General features: G+C 71.2%; 18 protein-coding genes. 13 read left to right on the forward strand and 5 right to left on the reverse strand.

All coding sequences use genetic code 11. The features are described from left to right. Positions 1 to 13: 13 nt before the first annotated feature. From ACFPJ4_RS08710 to hemL, 10 genes are all read left to right on the forward strand, one after another. Entirely contained in the window at positions 14 to 1,273 is a 1,260-nt protein-coding gene (locus tag ACFPJ4_RS08710) for a protoporphyrinogen/coproporphyrinogen oxidase (protein WP_386740015.1), read from the forward strand. A gap of 36 nt (positions 1,274 to 1,309) precedes the next feature. Then, positions 1,310 to 1,651 (forward strand): YtxH domain-containing protein, encoded by a 342-nt coding sequence (locus ACFPJ4_RS08715; RefSeq protein ID WP_386740016.1) that lies wholly within the window; start codon positions 1,310 to 1,312, stop codon positions 1,649 to 1,651. A gap of 21 nt (positions 1,652 to 1,672) precedes the next feature. After that, on the forward strand, positions 1,673 to 2,110 hold the full coding sequence (locus tag ACFPJ4_RS08720; protein ID WP_386740017.1) for a phage holin family protein: 438 nt from the start codon (positions 1,673 to 1,675) through the stop codon (positions 2,108 to 2,110). Next, positions 2,107 to 2,352, forward strand: a complete 246-nt coding sequence (locus tag ACFPJ4_RS08725) for a DUF3618 domain-containing protein (RefSeq protein ID WP_386740018.1) — start codon at positions 2,107 to 2,109, stop codon at positions 2,350 to 2,352. The genes ACFPJ4_RS08720 and ACFPJ4_RS08725 overlap by 4 nt, the downstream gene beginning before the upstream one ends. Positions 2,353 to 2,430: 78 nt before the next feature. Next, complete coding sequence (gene hemQ, locus ACFPJ4_RS08730) at positions 2,431 to 3,120, forward strand: hydrogen peroxide-dependent heme synthase (protein ID WP_386740019.1); 690 nt, start codon at positions 2,431 to 2,433, stop codon at positions 3,118 to 3,120. Then, positions 3,120 to 4,289, forward strand: coding sequence for a ferrochelatase (locus ACFPJ4_RS08735; protein WP_386740617.1), 1,170 nt, complete (start codon positions 3,120 to 3,122; stop codon positions 4,287 to 4,289). Before hemQ ends, ACFPJ4_RS08735 begins: the two co-directional genes overlap by 1 nt. Further along, positions 4,286 to 5,227: a hydroxymethylbilane synthase gene (gene hemC / locus ACFPJ4_RS08740; RefSeq protein ID WP_386740020.1), complete on the forward strand. Its 942-nt coding sequence runs from the start codon at positions 4,286 to 4,288 to the stop codon at positions 5,225 to 5,227. The genes ACFPJ4_RS08735 and hemC overlap by 4 nt, the downstream gene beginning before the upstream one ends. Beyond that, positions 5,224 to 5,982, forward strand: a complete 759-nt coding sequence (locus ACFPJ4_RS08745) for a uroporphyrinogen-III synthase (RefSeq protein WP_386740021.1) — start codon at positions 5,224 to 5,226, stop codon at positions 5,980 to 5,982. Before hemC ends, ACFPJ4_RS08745 begins: the two co-directional genes overlap by 4 nt. Beyond that, positions 5,979 to 7,004: a porphobilinogen synthase gene (gene hemB / locus ACFPJ4_RS08750; RefSeq protein WP_386740022.1), complete on the forward strand. Its 1,026-nt coding sequence runs from the start codon at positions 5,979 to 5,981 to the stop codon at positions 7,002 to 7,004. The genes ACFPJ4_RS08745 and hemB overlap by 4 nt, the downstream gene beginning before the upstream one ends. Beyond that, entirely contained in the window at positions 7,001 to 8,350 is a 1,350-nt protein-coding gene (gene hemL, locus ACFPJ4_RS08755; protein ID WP_386740023.1) for a glutamate-1-semialdehyde 2,1-aminomutase, read from the forward strand. Before hemB ends, hemL begins: the two co-directional genes overlap by 4 nt. A 19-nt stretch (positions 8,351 to 8,369) precedes the next feature. On the opposite strand, the gene ACFPJ4_RS08760 is transcribed toward hemL, so the two are convergent. From ACFPJ4_RS08760 to ACFPJ4_RS08770, 3 genes are all read right to left on the reverse strand, one after another. Beyond that, the gene (locus ACFPJ4_RS08760; RefSeq protein ID WP_386740024.1) at positions 8,370 to 10,148 is read right to left on the reverse strand and encodes a hypothetical protein; all 1,779 of its coding nucleotides are present in this window, start codon (positions 10,146 to 10,148) and stop codon (positions 8,370 to 8,372) included. 182 nt (positions 10,149 to 10,330) lie between these two features. Beyond that, positions 10,331 to 10,741, reverse strand: a complete 411-nt coding sequence (locus ACFPJ4_RS08765; RefSeq protein ID WP_386740025.1) for a DUF1304 domain-containing protein — start codon at positions 10,739 to 10,741, stop codon at positions 10,331 to 10,333. A gap of 34 nt (positions 10,742 to 10,775) precedes the next feature. Next, complete coding sequence (locus tag ACFPJ4_RS08770; RefSeq protein ID WP_386740026.1) at positions 10,776 to 11,798, reverse strand: 6-phosphofructokinase; 1,023 nt, start codon at positions 11,796 to 11,798, stop codon at positions 10,776 to 10,778. Positions 11,799 to 11,880: 82 nt separating this feature from the next. Between ACFPJ4_RS08770 and ACFPJ4_RS08775 the strand changes: the two genes are divergently transcribed. The 3 genes from ACFPJ4_RS08775 (at position 11,881) to ACFPJ4_RS08785 (ending at position 15,520) form a co-directional block, all read left to right on the forward strand. Further along, positions 11,881 to 12,789, forward strand: a complete 909-nt coding sequence (locus ACFPJ4_RS08775) for a DNA-3-methyladenine glycosylase family protein (protein WP_386740027.1) — start codon at positions 11,881 to 11,883, stop codon at positions 12,787 to 12,789. A 133-nt stretch (positions 12,790 to 12,922) separates the two neighbouring features. Further along, the gene (locus ACFPJ4_RS08780) at positions 12,923 to 14,923 is read left to right on the forward strand and encodes a S53 family peptidase (RefSeq protein ID WP_386740028.1); all 2,001 of its coding nucleotides are present in this window, start codon (positions 12,923 to 12,925) and stop codon (positions 14,921 to 14,923) included. A gap of 42 nt (positions 14,924 to 14,965) precedes the next feature. Next, complete coding sequence (locus ACFPJ4_RS08785) at positions 14,966 to 15,520, forward strand: acyl-CoA thioesterase (RefSeq protein WP_386740029.1); 555 nt, start codon at positions 14,966 to 14,968, stop codon at positions 15,518 to 15,520. Between the two features lie 6 nt (positions 15,521 to 15,526). On the opposite strand, the gene ACFPJ4_RS08790 is transcribed toward ACFPJ4_RS08785, so the two are convergent. Both ACFPJ4_RS08790 and ACFPJ4_RS08795 read right to left on the reverse strand, forming a co-directional pair. Then, the gene (locus tag ACFPJ4_RS08790) at positions 15,527 to 17,083 is read right to left on the reverse strand and encodes a phytoene desaturase family protein (protein WP_386740618.1); all 1,557 of its coding nucleotides are present in this window, start codon (positions 17,081 to 17,083) and stop codon (positions 15,527 to 15,529) included. Then, on the reverse strand, positions 17,080 to 17,628 hold the full coding sequence (locus ACFPJ4_RS08795; RefSeq protein ID WP_386740030.1) for a MarR family winged helix-turn-helix transcriptional regulator: 549 nt from the start codon (positions 17,626 to 17,628) through the stop codon (positions 17,080 to 17,082). Before ACFPJ4_RS08795 ends, ACFPJ4_RS08790 begins: the two co-directional genes overlap by 4 nt. Positions 17,629 to 17,750: the final 122 nt, after the last annotated feature.

Genomic DNA, 17,750 nt, shown 5'->3' on the forward strand with positions numbered 1-17,750 from the left:
GGAGCGTGACCCGGTGAGCGATGTCCTGATCGTCGGCGGCGGGATCGCCGGCCTGGTCGCCGCGCGCCGGCTCGCGCTAGGCGGTCGCAGCGTCACGGTGCTCGAGGCCTCGGATCGGGTCGGCGGTCAGCTCGCCCGGCACATGCTGGGCGGCATCGAGCTGGACGCCGGCGCCGAGTCGTTCGCCACCCGCGGGGGCATCGTCGCCGATCTGGCGACCCGTCTCGGGCTCGGCGGCGAGATCGTCCCGCCCGCGCCGTTGCCCGCCTGGCTCCACCGAGCCGACGGCTCGGCGCTCGCTCTGCCCGCGACGAGCCTGCTCGGCATCCCCTCGGTCGCGGTGGCGTCCGACGTGATCGAGGCGATCGGAACGCGGGCCGCGCTGCGGGCTGCGCTCGATCTGGTCATCCCCGCCTTCGTCGGGGCCAAGGCCGAGACGCTCGGCGAACTCGTGCGGCGGCGCATGGGACCGGCGGTGCTCGAGCAGCTGGTCGCCCCGATCGTGCGCGGGGTGCACTCCACGACTCCCGACGAGGTGTCGATCGATCGGGCGTCGCCGGGCCTGCGGGCCGCGTTCCTGCGTGAGGGGTCGCTCACGCACGCGGTGCGCAGCCTGCGTGAACGCTCGCCCGCGGGGTCGCAGGTCGTGGGCATCCGCGGCGGTGTCGTGCGCCTGGTCGACGAGCTGATGGCAGACCTGCGACGCTTCGGGGTCGAGGTGCGGCTGGGAGCTCGGGCCGAGGAGGTCACTCCGACGGGAGTGCAGGTGGCGGGTGAGCGGCTGAGCGGCGAGGTCGTCGTCGCGGCGCCCGGCGTCGCCGCCGATCGCGTCCCCGGTCGTCGCATCACGCTCGTCACCCTGCTGGTCGACGCGCCGGAGCTCGACGCCGCCCCGCGGGGAAGCGGCGTGCTGGTCGCCGCCGACGCCCCGGGCGTCCAGGCGCGAGCCTTGACGCACATCACCGCCAAGTGGCCATGGGTCGCCGAGCGCAGCGGAGGCCTGCACGCCCTGCGTCTTTCGTATGACGACGCCCCGGCCGATGCCGTCGAGCGCGCTCGCGCGGACGCCGCGCAACTGCTCGGTGTGCCCCTCGGCAGACTCGTGGACGCCGACTCGCTCACCTGGGAGCGGGCTGCGCCTCGAACGCATGCCGTTGACGGAATGCGTTTTGTGGGCGAGGCTGGATCCGGCACCGGATTGGCCGCCGTGATCGGTCACGCGGAGGCCGAGGCCGACAGTCTGCTGGGCGACGAGATGGAGCCCGAGGGCTAGGCTGGACCGATCAGCCATCAAGGAATGGAGCGTTCCATGAAAGGCAAGATCCTCTTCGTCGCCGGTCTCGGCGTCGGGTATGTGCTCGGCACCCGCGCGGGTCGCGAGCGGTACGAACAGCTCAAGGCGGCGGCCCTCAAGCTGTGGAACGACCCGCTCGTGCAGAAGCAGGTCGACGCGGCCGAGGCATTCGTGAAAGACAAGGCCCCCGATGTCGCCGAGTTCGTGAGCGACGGCGCCAAGAAGGTCGTCTCGCAGGTGACCGGCAAGAAGCCGGCCGCCGCGCCGCGCCGTTCGAGCAGTGCCCGGTCGGCGACCACCCGGTCGACCGCGACCGGGTCGGGCGCCGCCAAGCCGGACACGTCGAAGTCCAGCTGATCGCGGCGGGGACGACAGATCATGTCTGAGACCTCGTCCGCACGGCGGAGCGAGCCGCGGGTGCCGCGCAAGCGCTCGCTGATCGAGCTCGTCGCGGATGTGCCCACCCTCGTGCAAGAGCTGTTCCACCGCGAGATCGAGCTGCTCAAGGCCGAGGTTCTCGGCAAGCTCAAGGCGCTCGGCGCGGGAGCCGGTCTGCTCGTCGGAGCGCTGGTCGTCGTGCTGTTCATGGTCGGGGTGCTGCTGACCTCGGCCGTGCTCGCTCTCGGGCAGGTCATGCCGGGGTGGCTGGCGGCGCTCGTCGTCGCGGCGTTCCTGCTGATCGTCGCCGGCATCCTGGCGCTCATCGGCTACCGGGTGCTGAAGCGCGGCATCCCCCCGATCCCGACCGAATCGATCGACAGCCTGCAACGCGACTACAGAGCCATCAGAGGAATCGGAAAGCGAGGAACGACATGAGCACGACCATCGACGCCAAGGCGCAGGCCGCCAAGGCGAAGGCCGCGAAAGCACGGGACGAGCTGGCCGCGACACTCGACGCCATCGAGGACAAGCTGAACGTGCCGAAGCGCGTGGGCGAACTGGGCGAGAAGGCCGCGGCGTCCTACAAGCAGAACCCGCTGCCGTGGATCATCGGCGGGGCGGCCGTGGGCGTCATCGCCATCGGCCTGATCGCCTGGGCGATCTTCAGCGACGACTGACCGTTCGCCGCGATCCGCCAGAAACGGACCGACGCTCGTGGATTCGCGCCCCTGCCGCTCTCAGGAGAGGATGGGGGGGTGAGCACGAGCTCGATTCCTTCGCCCGATCCATCCGACGCGGTCCCCGCCTACACGCTCTGGGCGGTGCTGCGGCGAGATCCGCACGCGAGCGCGTCCGAGACCCTGCCCCTCGCCGAAGCGGTGGCCGAGGTCGAGGCCTCGGGCGACATCCTGCGCGGGTTCTACGACGTGTCGGGTCTGCGGGCCGACGCCGACTTGCTGATCTGGCTGACCGGCGCGACCGCCGACGGCCTGCAGCGGTCGCTGCGCACCCTCCGCCGCACGAGCGAGCTGTCGCCGCTCGCCCCCACCTGGAACGCGCTCGGGGTGCACCGCGAGGCCGAGTTCAGCCGAAGCCACGCCCCGTCGTTCATGCGCGGGCTTCCGCCCAAGGGCTGGGTCACGGTGTACCCGTTCGTGCGCAGCTACGACTGGTACCTGCTCCCGGAGGACGAGCGCCGCGGGATGCTGGCCGACCACGGGCGCAAGGGGTCGGAGTACCCGCAGGTGCAGGCCAACACGGTCGCGGCCTTCGCCCTGGGGGACTACGAGTGGATCCTCGCGCTCGAGGCCGACGACCCCATCCATCTCGTCGACCTCATGCGGCATCTGCGCAACACCGAGGCCCGTCGCCACGTTCGCGAAGAGGTGCCGTTCTTCACCGGTCGACGCATCGGCGTCGACGAGGTCGCCGAGGTCATTGCGTGATCACGAACAACGGTGCGCAGCTCGCCGTCGTCGCGGCGACGGAGGCCGCGGCATCCGGTCCTGAGCACGTGACCTCGCCCGTCGCCTACGACGCGGTCGTGCTCGCCGGCTTCGGCGGGCCGGAGGGCCAGGACGACGTGATCCCGTTCCTGCGCAACGTGACGCGGGGCCGCGGCATCCCCGACGAACGCCTGGAGGAGGTGGCGCACCACTACCGCCACTTCGGCGGGGTCAGCCCGATCAACAAGCAGAACCGCGTGCTGCGGGCCGCCCTCGAGGCCGAGCTGACCGCGAGGGGCCTCGAGCTGCCCGTGCTCTGGGGCAACCGCAACTGGGAGCCCTACCTGGCGGACGCGCTGCGCGCGGCTCACGAGCGCGGATTCCGCACGCTCCTCGGGTTGGCCACGAGCGCCTACAGCTCGTACTCGAGCTGCCGCCAGTACCGCGAGGACTTCGCCGCCGCGCTCGACACGACGGGCCTGGGAAGCGAACTGCGCATCGACAAGGTGCGGCAGTTCTTCGACCACCCCGGATTCGTGGAGCCCTTCGTCGACGGCCTGCGCACGGCGATCGCCGATCTGGTGGAGCGCGGTTTCGGCGAGGACGCGATCCGGATCCTGTTCTCGACCCACAGCATCCCCACCGCCGACGCCGACCGCAGCGGACCCCGCGACCGGGACTTCGGCGAGGGCGGCGCCTACGCCGCGCAGCATCGCGCGGTCGCGGAGGTCGTGGTGCGCGAGGCGGGCACCGACATCCCCTGGCAGCTCGTCTACCAGAGCCGCTCGGGGCCGCCGACCCAGCCGTGGCTCGAGCCCGATGTCAACGAGGTGATCGCGGGATTCGCCGAGGCGGGCGTGCAGGCGGTCGTGATCGTGCCGCTCGGGTTCGTGAGCGACCACATGGAGGTGCTCTGGGACCTCGACACCGAGGCGACCGAGGTGGCGCAGCAGCACGGCCTGGTCGCGATCCGCACCCCGACGCCCGGCACGCACCCCGCCTACGTGCGGGGACTCGCCGATCTCGTCGTCGAGCGGCTCCGGGGCACGCCGGTCGCCGAGCGTCCCGCCTTGACCGAATTGGGGCCGTGGTACGACGTGTGCCGTCCGGGATGCTGCGAGAACGCCCGGCTCGGCTTCCGGCCGGCGATCGCGGGGCTCGCGCCGTGAGCGTCCTGCGGATCGGCACCCGGGGCAGCGCCCTGGCACTGGCCCAGGCGCAGACGGTGGCGGCGCGGCTGGGAGCCGAGCTCGTGGTCATCCACTCCGAGGGGGACCGCTCGACGGCATCCCTCGCGTCGCTCGGTGGCGCGGGTGTCTTCGCGGCTGCCCTGCGCGAGGCGCTCCTGGCGGGCGAGGTGGATGCCGTCGTGCACTCCTTCAAAGACCTCCCCACCGCGCCGATGCCCGGGCTCACGATCGCGGCGGTCCCCAAGCGGGTCGACGCGCGGGACGCGCTCTGCGCCCGCGACGGGCTCTCTCTCGCCCAGCTGCCGGCCGGAGCGCGGGTCGGCACCGGCTCCCCGCGCCGCCGGGCGCAGCTGCTGTCCCGGCGCTCCGACCTCGAGATCGTCGACGTGCGCGGCAACGTCGACACGCGGCTCGGCCGCGTCGGAGCCGAGGACGCCGAGCGGCACCTCGACGCCGTGGTGCTGGCCGCCGCGGGCCTGGAGCGGCTGGGCCGCAGCGATGCGATCACCGAGCACTTCGAGATCGACGGCTGGCCGACAGCCCCCGCCCAGGGCGCCCTCGGGATCGAGACCCGGGTTGGCGACGAGGCCGCGGTGGCCAAGATCGAGCACCGGCCGTCGCGCCTGACCGCCGAGACCGAGCGGGCGGTGCTCGCCCTGCTCGAGGCGGGCTGTTCGGCCCCGATCGGGGCGCACGCGCTGCTCGACGACGGGCTGCTCTTCCTCAGCGCGCGCGTCTACCGCGAGGACGGCAGCGAGTACCTCACGGGCTCGCACGCGCTCTACCCCGACGACGTGCCCGACCCGGTCGGTGAGCTCGCCCGCCGTGTGACCGACGAGCTGCTCTCGGCCGGCGCCGCCGACCTGGCCTCCCTCGCGGCGAGCCGGGAGCTCGACGGCCCCGGAGGCACCGAGTGACCGCCTCGAAGGCGCTCGCCGGATGGCGGGTGCTCGTGCCCCGCGGAGGCAAGTGGGGCGACGAGGTGGCGGCGACGCTGCGCGGCCACGGCGCCATTCCGGTCATCGCGCCGCTCATCAACTTCGCGAGCGCCGAAGATCCGTCCGCGCTCGCCAACGCCCTCCACGAACTACAGGACGGCCAGTTCGACTGGATCGTCATCACGAGCGCCACGACCGTCGACGTGCTGACGAGCCAGGGCACCCGGGTGCCGGAGTCGACAAGGATCGCCGCCGTCGGCGAGACCACGGCCGCGGCGCTAGGCCTGGCCGGCTACCGGGTCGACTTCGTGCCCGTGAGCGACAACTCCGCGCGGGGGCTGGTGAAGGAATGGCCGGCCAGCGAGATCCGCGGGCGCGTGCTGATCCCGCAGTCCGATATCGCCGAGCCGACCCTGGTCGCGGGGCTGTCGAAACTCGGCTTCGCGGTCGAGTTCGTCACGGCCTATCGGACGGTCGGCGTGCCCGTCACCCCCGAGGTGGCGGCGGATGTCGCCTCGGGCCGCATCCGCGCCGTCCTGGTCACCTCGGGCAGCGTCGCCCGGCAGCTCGCCGCCCAGCTGGCGCCGCTGCCGCCCGAGACGATCGTCGCGTGCATCGGCCCGCGAACGGCCTTCGACGCGCGCGCGGCGGGACTGCCGGTGCACGTGATCGCCGAGGAGCGGTCCTCGGGCTCGCTCATCGCGGCCCTGGTCGAATACGCGGAGGCGGAATGAGCGAGCAGAGGCCCGGCACGGGCGGACTCGGGCACGGCCCCGACTGGCGGCCGGTGATCCGACCGCGCCGGTTGCGCTCGACCCCCGCGATGCGACGGCTGACCCAGCAGACCCGGTTGCATCCGGCCGAACTGATCCTGCCGATGTTCGTGCGCGATAGCGTCGACGAGCCCGTGCCGATCGGCTCGATGCCCGGCGTCGTGCAGCACAGCCTCGACTCGTTCCGCGCCGAGTTGCAGCGCGCCGCGCGCGCCGGCATCGGGGGCGTCATGCTGTTCGGCGTGCCCGAGCGCAAGGACGCGACCGGGTCCGGCGCGACCGAGCCGCAGGGCATCCTCAACGTCGCGACCCGCATCGCCGTCGCCGAGGTGGGCGACGCGCTCGTCGTGCAGACCGATCTCTGCCTCGACGAGTTCACCGACCACGGGCACTGCGGTGTGCTGGATGCCGCGGGTCGCGTCGACAACGATGCGAGCCTGCTGCGTTACCGCGACATGGCCCTCGCGCAGGCCGACGCCGGGTCGGCGCTGCTCGGGCTCAGCGGCATGATGGACGGCCAGGTGCGGGCGGTGCGCGACGCGCTCGACGCCGCGGGCCACTTCGACACCGCGATCCTCGGCTACGCCGCCAAGTACGCCTCGGCGTTCTACGGCCCGTTCCGCGAGGCCGTGCAGTCGTCGCTGCAGGGCGACCGGCGCAGCTACCAGCTCGACCCGGCCAACCGGCGCGAGGGCGCTCGCGAGGTGCTGCTCGATGTCGAGGAGGGCGCCGACGTGGTCATGGTCAAGCCGGCGATGTCGTACCTCGACGTGCTGGCGGATGCCGCGGCATCCAGTCCGGTTCCGGTCTGGGCCTACCAGGTGAGCGGCGAGTACTCGATGGTCGAGGCCGCGGCGGCCCACGGCTGGATCGACCGGGAGCGCACGATCGACGAGACCCTGCTCGGCATCCGTCGTGCCGGTGCCGACGCGGTGCTGAGCTACTGGGCGATCGAGGCCGCCGAGCGCTGGGCGCGGGCATGACCGCCGCGAACGATGCCGCGTTCGCGCGGGCCAAGGCGGCGATCCCGGGCGGAGTGAACTCGCCGGTCCGGGCGTTCGGCTCGGTCGGGGGCGTGCCGCGTTTCCTGGTGTCGGCCCGCGGCGCGTACGTCACCGATGTCGAGGGGCGTGAGTACGTCGACCTGGTCTGCTCCTGGGGGCCGGCGTTGCTCGGCCACGCGCACCCCGCGGTCGTGCAAGCGGTGCAGCAAGCGGCGAGTCGCGGGCTCTCCTTCGGCGCGTCGACCCCCGGCGAGACCGAGCTGGCCGAGCTCGTGCGCGATCGGCTGTGCGTCGAGACGGGCCCCGGAACCGGCAGCCGCGGCATCGAGAAACTGCGACTGGTCTCGACGGGCACCGAGGCGACCATGACGGCGATCCGCCTCGCCCGCGGTGCGACCGGTCGCGATCTGCTGATCAAGTTCGCCGGGCACTATCACGGGCACTCCGACGGCCTGCTCGCCGAGTCGGGGTCGGGGGTCGCGACCCTCGGACTGCCCGGATCCGCGGGCGTGCCCGAGGCGATCGCCGCGCTCACGCTCGTGCTGCCGTACAACGATCTCGACGCCGTGCGGGCGGCATTCGCGGCGCATCCGGGGCGCATCGCGGCCGTCATCACCGAGGCGGCCGGCGCCAATGCCGGGGTCCTCAGGCCGGATCGCGGCGTCAATCGCGCGCTCGCCGGCATCGCCCGCGAGAACGGCGCGCTGCTGATCCTCGACGAGGTGCTGACCGGCTTCCGGGTCGGTCCGGCCGGCTGGTGGGGCCTCGAGGCCGCCCGGGTCGTTCCCGACGGCGCCGGCTGGGTTCCGGATCTGATCACCTTCGGCAAGGTCATCGGTGGAGGGATGCCGCTGGCCGCCGTCGGCGGGCGGGCCGAGCTGCTCGACCAGCTCGCCCCGCTCGGGCCGGTGTACCAGGCCGGCACGCTCAGCGGGAACCCGCTCGCGGTCGCGGCCGGGCTCGCGACCCTGCGGGCGGCGACGCCCGAGGTGTACGCGCGGGTCGACCGCGCGGCGGATGTCGTCGCCGGCGCCCTGCATGAGGCACTCGACGCGGCGGGGGTCGCCCACGTCATCCCGCGCGCCGGCAGCCTGTTCTCGCTCGCCTTCCGCGCGGAGCCGGTCCGCGACTACGCGGACGCCAAGGCCCAGGAGGCCTGGCGGTACCCCGCGTTCTTCCACGCGATGCTCGATGCCGGAGTCGGTCTGCCGCCGAGTGTGTTCGAGGCGTGGTTCCTGTCGGCCGCGCACGACGATCGCGCGCTCGAGCGCATCGTGGCGGCGCTGCCGGCTGCGGCGCGAGCCGCGGCCGCGGCGTCGGCCTGATCCGCGCGGGTTCAGGCTCCTATCCGAGTGCGATCTTGTAGATGTGGTGGGAGTACTCGGCGGCGAAGTTGTCGACGAACGTCGTGCCCGTGATGGGGATGGTGCGGTTCTCGCCGACGACGGTGACGGTCCCGGTGACTCCGGCGGGGAGGTTGAAGGTCTGTGCGCCGGTCGCCCCGTCGGTCATGGCGAAGATGTAGGCGAAGCCGTCCTTCGCCTTGAGAGATGTCTCGAGGTGCGGGCCGAACGTCCACTGGTATGACTGAGTGTTGATCACGGGCGCGAGCGACTGGACGTCGGAATCGATCTGGGCGACCTTGGCGCGCAACGTGTCCCCGCAACTGATCAGCGAGTAGGTTCCACAGCCGTTGTTGTTGTGCTGGAAGTAGGCGATGCCGGACGCCCCGTGGATGATCGAGTTCCACACCGCGCCCTCGATCTGGTCTCCGGTGATGGTGCGGGCGCCGGCCTCGGTGAGAAATGGCATGGCAGTCTCGACGAAAGTCCAGTTCGGCTTCGTCGCGTTCGAGAAGCTCGTCATCCTGTCAGTCAGCCACCCGTAGGTGCTCGCGCCGATAGGGTTCTTGCCGGTCGTCCAGAACGGTGAGCCCGGGATGATGCTGTCGACGGCCGGGCTGGTGTACGCGTACTTGTCGACGCTCGACACGTCCATGAGACCCACCTGGGCGTTCATCGTGGTCGGAGCCCAGAACGACCCCAGCACGCCATTGCCGAAGTTTGCCTGCACGAACCGACCGTCGTTGTAGGACTTCAGTTTCGTCACGTACGCCGTCTGCTGGGCGAGGCGGCCGGCCTCGGTGGTGCTGTCGCACCCGCCCAAGCCCATCTCGCATTCGTCGGACGCGTGCCACCCGACCACTCGAGCATCGTTGCCGATCTCGGCCTGTGTCCACTCGTTCTGAGCGATCACGGAGATGCCCTGACTGGTGATCGTGGAGATCGCCGATCCATCGTGCTCGGCACCCATGTAGGTGTTGATGCCAATCGCCTTCAGGGAGGACGCATGGCTTGGCTTGCCGAGGAACACCGAGATCGGAAAGAACGAGGGGTCGGACCACCCGGACGCGGCCGCTTTCGGGAACTTGGCATAGTAGGCGGGCCCCCCGTACCAGGGCACCCGTGGCAGAGCCGACAAAGAGGTCGCGGGAGAGGCCGGAGTCGCGCTGGCAGGCGGGCTTGCGGACGACGGCGTCGTCGACGGAACGCGGAAGGTATCTCCCTCGTAGGTCCAGATCTCGGCGGGGTAGCTCGCGATGACGGAGTTCTTCTCGGACACCGATGCGGTATAGAAGTGGTGTTGGTTCTGGGGGCTCCAGAACCGCGATACCGCGACAGTGCCGGCGACGGTCGTGTCGGTCGGATAGACGTAGAACGCGACCCCCTCGAAGGTCCATGTAGAACTGGGATAGCCCGCGATGATCGAGTTCTTCTCGGATTCGGATGCCGTGTAGAAATGCCCGCTGAGGCGAGGACTCCAGAATCGGTAGAGCGGAATGGTTCCCGATTCCTGCGTGAGGAACGCGTTATAGGCGACTCCCTCATACGTCCAGACCGAAGTGGGGTAGCTCGCGATGATCGTGTCGCGTTCGGAGACGGACGCGGTGTAGAAGTGGGTCGAGTTCTTGGGACTCCAGAATCTGTAGACCGACACGGGACCCGACGCGGTCGTCACCGGAGCGGTCTGGCCGTTCAACTCGGATGTCACCGCCTGCGCCGACAGCGGCGCCACGAGCATCCCGGTTAAGGCCAGGGCGACCGCGATCACAGCGATCGTCACCCGCCGGCCAATCGGCGAAAAGGTACCATGAACCATCTTGCGCTGCCCCCCAGCGTCGCAATACTCGCTTCCCCCGAAGCGACTCTCCTAACTCTAGGTCAGCGATACGTCGAGCGCTTGCCCCCGGGTGGGGGGGGGCACGACCGATAGCGCGGAGCGGGAGAGGGCGATTCCGCCGGGAGTCAGGCGCCGGTCGTCAGGGCGAGCACGAGAGAGACGATGCCGAGCAGGGGCGCGGCGCCCTGCACGAGCGCCGCGCGCAGCAACTTGGGGTTCGAGGTGATCAGCACGATCGAGGCGAGCAGCATGCTCAACAGCACGAAGATCGTGAGGGCGATGCCACCCTGCTGCACGGCAGCCGAGCCGATCATGATGATGCCGGCACCGGCGCCGAGGGCAAGGAACAGGTTGTAGAAGCCCTGGTTGTATGCCATTCCGCGCATGGAGTCGGCGTCGGCCTGCGAGGCCACCCCGAAGCGCTTCCAGGTGGCGGGCTTGCTCCAGAGCACGCTCTCGAGGCAGAAGATCACGACGTGGATCAGGGCCGCGATGCCCGCGAGAACCGCGCCGATGACGAAAAAAGCACCACTCATCAGACCAGTCTGGCACCTCCGCGGCAGCGGACGGCTATCCGAACAGGACGGCGGCCTCGTCGTAGCGGCTCTGCGGCACGACCTTGAGCCGGCCGAGGGCGTCTTCGAAGGGGACGTGCACGATCTGCGTGCCGCGCAGGGCCACCATCCGGCCCCAGTGCCCGGCGCGGATCGAGTCGATCGCGGCCATCCCGTAGCGGGTGGCGAGAACCCGGTCGTACGCCGTCGGTGTCCCGCCGCGCTGGATGTGGCCGAGGGTCGTCGAGCGGGTCTCGATTCCGGTACGCGCCTCGATCTCGGGCGCGAGTTGGTCGCCGATGCCGCCCAGCCGCGGGCGACCGAAGGCGTCGAGCCCGCGCTCGGAGTGGGCGTCGTCCATCGTGTCGAGCTTGAAGCCCTCGGCGACCGCGATCAGGGGAGCCCGTCCGCGATCGCGTGCCGACTCGGCCCACTCGCAGATCTGCTCGATCGAGGTCTTCTGCTCGGGGATCAGGATCGCGTGGGCGCCGGCCGCCATGCCCGAGTGCAGGGCGATCCAGCCGACGTGCCGGCCCATGACCTCGGCGATCATGCAGCGGCCGTGCGAGTCGCCGGTGGTGCGCAGCCGGTCCATCGCATCCGTCGCGATCTGCACGGCGGTGTCGAAGCCGAAGGTGTAGTCGGTGGCCGAGAGGTCGTTGTCGATCGTCTTGGGCACGCCCACGATCTTGATGCCGGCATCTGTCAGCCGCTTCGCGGCGGCCAGGGTTCCCTCACCGCCGATCGCGATGAGGGCCTCGATGCCGTTCTGCTCCATCACCTCGGCGACGCGCTCGGCGCCGCCACCCTCGAAGGGGTTGGTGCGCGAGGTACCGAGGATCGTGCCGCCCTGCTTCGAGATGCCCATCACCTGCGGGCGGGCGAGCGGCATGATGTCGCCGTCGACGACGCCCTTCCAGCCGTTGCGGAACCCCACGAACTCCATGTCGTGCAGCTTGATGCCGGTGAACACGGCCGCGCGGATCACCGCGTTCAGGCCGGGGCAATCGCCACCGCTCGTCAGGATTCCGATGCTCATAACCCCACCATCATGCCGTGTTTCGCCGACCCGGTCCGCGTCGCGGACGAAGAGGTCGTGGCACCCGCATAGGCTCGCCTCGATGGAGCCGATCCGCACCCGATACGAGCCGCACCGCGAGGTGTCGCTGCGGTTGACGCTGGCGCCGCTCGGTCAGGGCAGCACCGACCCGACCCTCCAGCGGGATGCCGGGGGCGCCTGGCTCACGATGGCGACCGCCGCCGGAGCCGCGAGCCTGCACCTCGTCTCGCGGGCGGGCGGAGTCGACGCCGCCGCCTGGGGGCCGGGAGCCGAGCTCGCCATCGCCGGGGTGCCCGCGCTGCTCGGGTCGGACGATGACGACACCGGGTTCGAGCCGGCGCTGCATCCGCTCGTGGCCGAGCTGCACCACCGCACGCCCGGCCTGCGCCTGACGCGGGCGGCGCGCATCCTCCCCTTCCTCATCCCGACCGTCCTCGCGCAGAAGGTCACGGGCATCGAGGCCAAACGCGCTTGGCGCGAACTGGTGCGGCGGCACGGCGAGCCGGCGCCCGGTCCCGCCCCGCTCGGCATGCGGGTCGCCCCACCCGCCGGGGTCTGGCGGCGAGTGCCCTCGTGGGAGTGGCATCGGGCCGGCGTGGGTCCCCAGCGTTCGGACACGGTCATGCGGATCGCCGCCGTCGGGGAGTCGCTCGAGCGGGCCGCCGCCGACGCGCTCGCCGACGCCGAGCGCAAGCTCCGCAGCATCCCGGGAATCGGCGGATGGACCGTCGCCGAGACCCTGCAGCGCTCGCACGGCGACCCGGACGCGGTGAGCGTCGGCGACCTCCACCTCTGCAAGCGCGTGGGCACCGCGCTCGTCGGGCACCGGGTCGACGACGACGGAATGCTCGAGCTCCTGGAGCCGTGGCGTGGCCAGCGGCAGCGGGTGGTGCGCCTGATCGAGGCGGCCGGTATCGGCTACGAGCGGCATGGTCCGCGCATGACGATCCCCGAGCACCGAGCGCGCTGAGCACGCCATCGTGCCCTCGCGACGCGGGTCGGTCGCACGGGGGACCGGGCGTGTACCCCCTTGTGGGGGGTGGACTCCCCGGTCTAGCGTCACCCGGGTGAGCTCTCGCTCTTTTCACAGGGAAAGGAACTCGATGGTCAACCGCACGCGCCGTCAGGCGTCCATCCGAAGGACGGCGACGATCGCCGCCTCCCTCGCCGCCGCGATCGGGCTCAGCCTGACCGGCGTCTCGGCCGCCTCCGCCGCCGATCGAACCAGCTACTCGGGATCCGTTCCACGCTGGGCGACCTCGGCGAACGACGTCGGGGCCGCGGATGCCACGGCGACCTTCGAGGGCGAGGTCTACCTCCCCCTGCGCAACGCGAAGGCCGCGACGGCTCTGGCGACCGCCGTCTCGTCGCCGGGCATCGGGTATCGACAGGGGCTGTCGGCGGCCGACTGGATCGCGCGCTTCGCGCCCACTCAGGCTGACAGCGATGCGGTGGTCGGCTACCTGACCTCGCAGGGCTTCACGATCAGCGCCGTGCCGGCAAGCCGTCAGTACGTGGTGTTCCGCGGAACCGCGGCGCAGTTCGGCGCGGCGTTCGGCACGAGCCTGCACGACTACTCCTACGCCGGAACCACGCTCGCGGCGCCGTCGTCCGCGCCCTCGCTGCCCATCGCGCTCGGAGCGAAGGTCTCGGGGGTCGGGATCGACCAGTCGCGGCTGCTGACGCACCCCGACTCGGTCAAGCAGGGTGACATCCCGGGTGACAGCGGGGTGCAGTCCTTCGGGCGCCAGACCGCGGCGCCCTCCGGCGCGATCGCGACGCCGTGCTCCAGCTACATCGGCCAGAACATCGTGACCGTGCCGGCCGCCTACAACGGGCAGACGCAGTACAGCACCTACAACTGCGGTTACACGCCCTCGCAGCTGCGCTCGGCCTACGGCATCTCGGCGCTGCCGAGGTCGCAGAACGGCGCCGGCCAGACCGTCGCGATCATCGACGCCTACGCCTCGCCTTCGATCGTGAGCGACGTCAACACCTACTCCTCCGCGCTCGGCGAGCCGGGGCTGACCGCGGCCAACTACTCCCAGATCGTGCCGGATCCCAGCCAGTTCGTCGACCAGGAGGCGTGTGCGTTCCCCAGCGGCTGGCAGGGTGAGCAGACCCTCGACGTCGAAGCCGTGCACGGCCTCGCGACGGGCGCGAAGATCCTCTACGTCGGTGGATTCAACTGCGGCGGCGGCCTCGATGTCGCCCTGTCGAAGATCCTCGACGGCAAGCTCGCCAACATCGTGAGCAACAGCTACGGCGACCTGGGCGAAGCGGTGCCGAGCGACGTGCTCGCCGGTGAGAACAACCTCTACCTCCAGGCGGCGGGCGAGGGCGTCGGCCTGTACTTCTCCAGCGGCGACAACGGCGACGAGGTCGCCAACGTCGGCCAACCCCAGCCGGACTTCCCGGCGTCGTCGCCCTGGGTGACCGCAGTCGGTGGGACGACCCTCGCGATCGATCAGAAGGGCAAGATCTCGTACGAGACCGGATGGGGGGACACGGTCGACAAGATCGTCGCCGACCCGGGCACCGGGGCCCTGAGCTACGCCGAGGCGCTGCCCGGGTCGCGCTTCGTGGGCGGCGCGGGCGGCGGGGTGAGCACCGTGTTCGGCCAGCCCTGGTACCAGCACGGCATCGTGCCGAACTCGCTCGCGCACGGCCAGCGGGTCTCGCCCGACATCGCGGCCCTCGCCGACCCGTACACCGGGTTCTCGATCGGCATCAGCCCGATCGTCGACGACACGACGCTCGAGACCGGCGCCTTCGAGAACGAGACGTACGGGGGGACCTCGCTGGCATCCCCGCTCACGGCGGCGCAGATCGCGATCGTGCAGCAGCTGACGCACTCGACGATCGGGTTCGCGAACCCGACTCTGTATGCGCTCGACCGGGTGCTGCCGAACGCCTTCCGTGACGTGCTGCCGCAGAACCCGCGGCAGGCCGTGGCCTACACGAGCAAGACCAGCGGCAACAGCTACCTGGTGAGCTTCGACACCGACACCACGCTCAGGACGACGGCGAAGTACGACGACGTCACGGGCATCGGCGGCGTCTCGTTCTCGCTGCTGACGCTGCTCGGGCAGGGCAGGCACTAGAGAGCCCAAAGAGGTTCACCCGCGCCCGGTAACGTGGCGCGGGTGAACCTCTTCCTTCGGCTGCTCCGGCTCCGGCTCACCGTCGCGCGTCGGTCGCGATTGGACTTTCTCGACGTCGGGCGCATGCCGATGCGCGTCGCCTTGACCGATCTCGACCCGCTGCGTCATGTCAACAACGGCGTCTACCTGTCGATGATGGACCTCGGCCGCATCGATCTGATGATGCGGTCCGGGGTCTGGAAGCGGCTCACCACGGCCGGCTACTACCCGGTGGTCGCCGCGCAGACGATCACCTACCGCAAGTCGCTCGAACTCGGTCAGCGCTTCATGCTCGAGACCGCTCTGCGCGGGTTCGACGAGAAGGCGGCCTACATCGAGCAGCGCTTCGTCGTCGACGGCGAGATCTACGCCTCGGCGATCGTCAAGGCCCGGTTCCTCAAGCGCTCGGGCGGCACGGTCTCGCTCGACGAGCTCGGCGCCCTGGTCGACCAGGACCTGCGCGTCCACGCCATCGATTCGAAGACCGCCCGCTGGTCGCAGGATGTCGCCCTGCCGACGACGCGCGAGCCCGCGCCGAGCCTCTGGCCGGGCGCCTAGCCCGGCTCAGTCCGCGTCGAGCACGGCCATCGCGGCGTTGTGCCCGCCGAGCCCGCTGACCGCGCCGCCGCGCTGGGTGCCGGCACCGCAGAGCAGGATCCGCGGGTGCGCCGTCGCGACCCCCCAGCGCTCGGCGGAACTGGCCCGCGGAGCGTCGTCCTCGGCGAACGGCCAGGCGAGCGGGGCGTGGAAGATGTTGCCGCCGGGCATGCGCAGCGCGTGCTCGAGATCGAGCGTGGTCTTCGTCTCGAGGCAGGGGCGGCCGTCGGCGTCGGTCATGAGCAGATCCGCGATCGGTTCGGCGAGCACGGCGTCGAGCGAGCGCAGCACGGCCGCCTGCAACTCGTCGCGGCGGGATTCGTTGGTGCTCTCGGTCACCAGCCGGTCGGGGGTCTGCAAAGCGAAGACCGTGAGCGTCTGCGCCCCGGCGGCTTGCAGCTCGGGCGACAGGATGCTCGGATCCGTCAGCGAGTGGCAGTAGACCTCGACCGGCAGTGGATCGGGCACGCGCCCCGCGACCGCCGCGTCGTACGCCTCGCCGAGGGCGCGCCATCCCTCGTTGGCATGGAAGGTGCCGCCGAACGCCGCCGCCGGGTCGAGGCGCGCGTCGCGCAGGCGCGGCAGCCGGCGCAGCAGGAGGTTGACCTTGACCTGGGCCCCCTCCGGTCGGGGAGCCTGTTCGCCGAGCAGCCGGGCGAGCTCGAAGGGAGCGACGTTGGCGAGCACCGTGTCGGCGGCAAGGCGCTGCTCGACGTCGCCGCGGCGCACGGTCAGCTCGCCGTCCGGGGTGATCGAGGTCACCTCCGCACCCGTCAGCAGCTCGGCGCCGGCCTCACGGGCGGCCCGGTGCAGGGCACTCGTGACCGCGCCCATCCCGCCGACCGGCACGTCCCAGTCGCCCGTGCCGCCGCCGATCACGTGGTAGAGGAAGCAGCGGTTGGCGGCCAGGCTCGGATCGACGGTCGGGGCGAAGGTGCCGATGAGGGCATCCGTCAGCACGACGCCGCGCACCAGATCGTGCGCGAAGCGGTCTTCGACGGTCGCCCCGATCGGCTGCTCGATCAGCTCGTTCCACACCGCGTCGTCATCGAGCATCCGCCGCGTCTCGCTGCGGGTCGGCAGGGGTTCGGTGACGGTCGGGAAGACGGCGCGGGCCAGGCGCGCGGTGTCGCGCGAGAACTCGTTCCAGGCGGCGGCATCCTGCTTCGCGTCGATGGCGTCGAAGGAGGCGGCCGTCGCCCGCGGATCGCCCGTGTCGACGAGCAGGCCGGTGTCGCGTCCGGGCAGCGGCGTGTACGACGAGTAGCGCCGCCGGGCGAGGCGGATGTCGAGCCCGAGATCCTTCATGATGCGCCGCGGCAGCAGGCTGACCAGGTACGAGTAGCGCGAGAGCCGCGCGTCGACCCCCGGGAACGCCTGCGCCGAGACCGCGGCCCCGCCGAGCTCGTCCAGACGCTCGAGCACGACGACGCGCTTGCCGGCCAGCGCGAGGTAGGCCGCCGCGGTCAGGCCGTTGTGACCGCCGCCGACGATGGCGACGTCGTAGCGGGCGGTGGTGTTCAGGCCGACGCCCTCACGCGAGTGCGCGACATCATGCCCTTCTCGTCGGCGAGCTCGCACGCCGCGGGACTGAGCCGGTCGAGCACGCGCACGGCGGCGTCGCCCATCGCGAGGCGCTGATCGTCGCCCAGGGCGTCGAAGAAGAGCTCGCGGATGGTCGCGGTGTGATTGCGCGCCGCGGCGAGCAGCGTGCGTCGGCCCGCGTCGGTCGGCGACACCCAGGTGCCCCGGCCGTCGGTCGGGCACTCGGCGCGCTCGAGCAGGCCGCGCGCCTCCATGCGGGCGACCTGGTGCGAGACCCGGCTCTTCTCCCAGGCCAGCAGCTCGGCCAGCTCGCCGGTGCGCAGCTGATGCTCGGGTGCCCGCTGAAGCACGAGGAGCACCGAGTAGTCGGCGTGCGAGATGCCCGCGTCGGACTGCAGCCGACGGTCCAGCTCGCGGGCGAGTTGGCTCGTCATCGCCATGACGTCACGCCAGACGGACCAGTCCGCGTCGCTGAGGCCGCCGTCCGCCTCGCTCAGCTCGTCATCCGCCACCATGGCGAACATGGTACTCGTCACCCTTCGCCGTAGCCGGATGCCGCATCCGCCGCCCTCGTTCGCCCCTCCCACCGCAGCCGGATCAGGAAGAACCGCCCAAAACACCCGATCGGCGCACGATTCGTGCACGT

The sequence above is a fragment of the Lysinimonas soli genome, assembly GCF_042655435.1.
Taxonomy (GTDB): Bacteria; Actinomycetota; Actinomycetes; order Actinomycetales; family Microbacteriaceae; genus Lysinimonas; species Lysinimonas soli.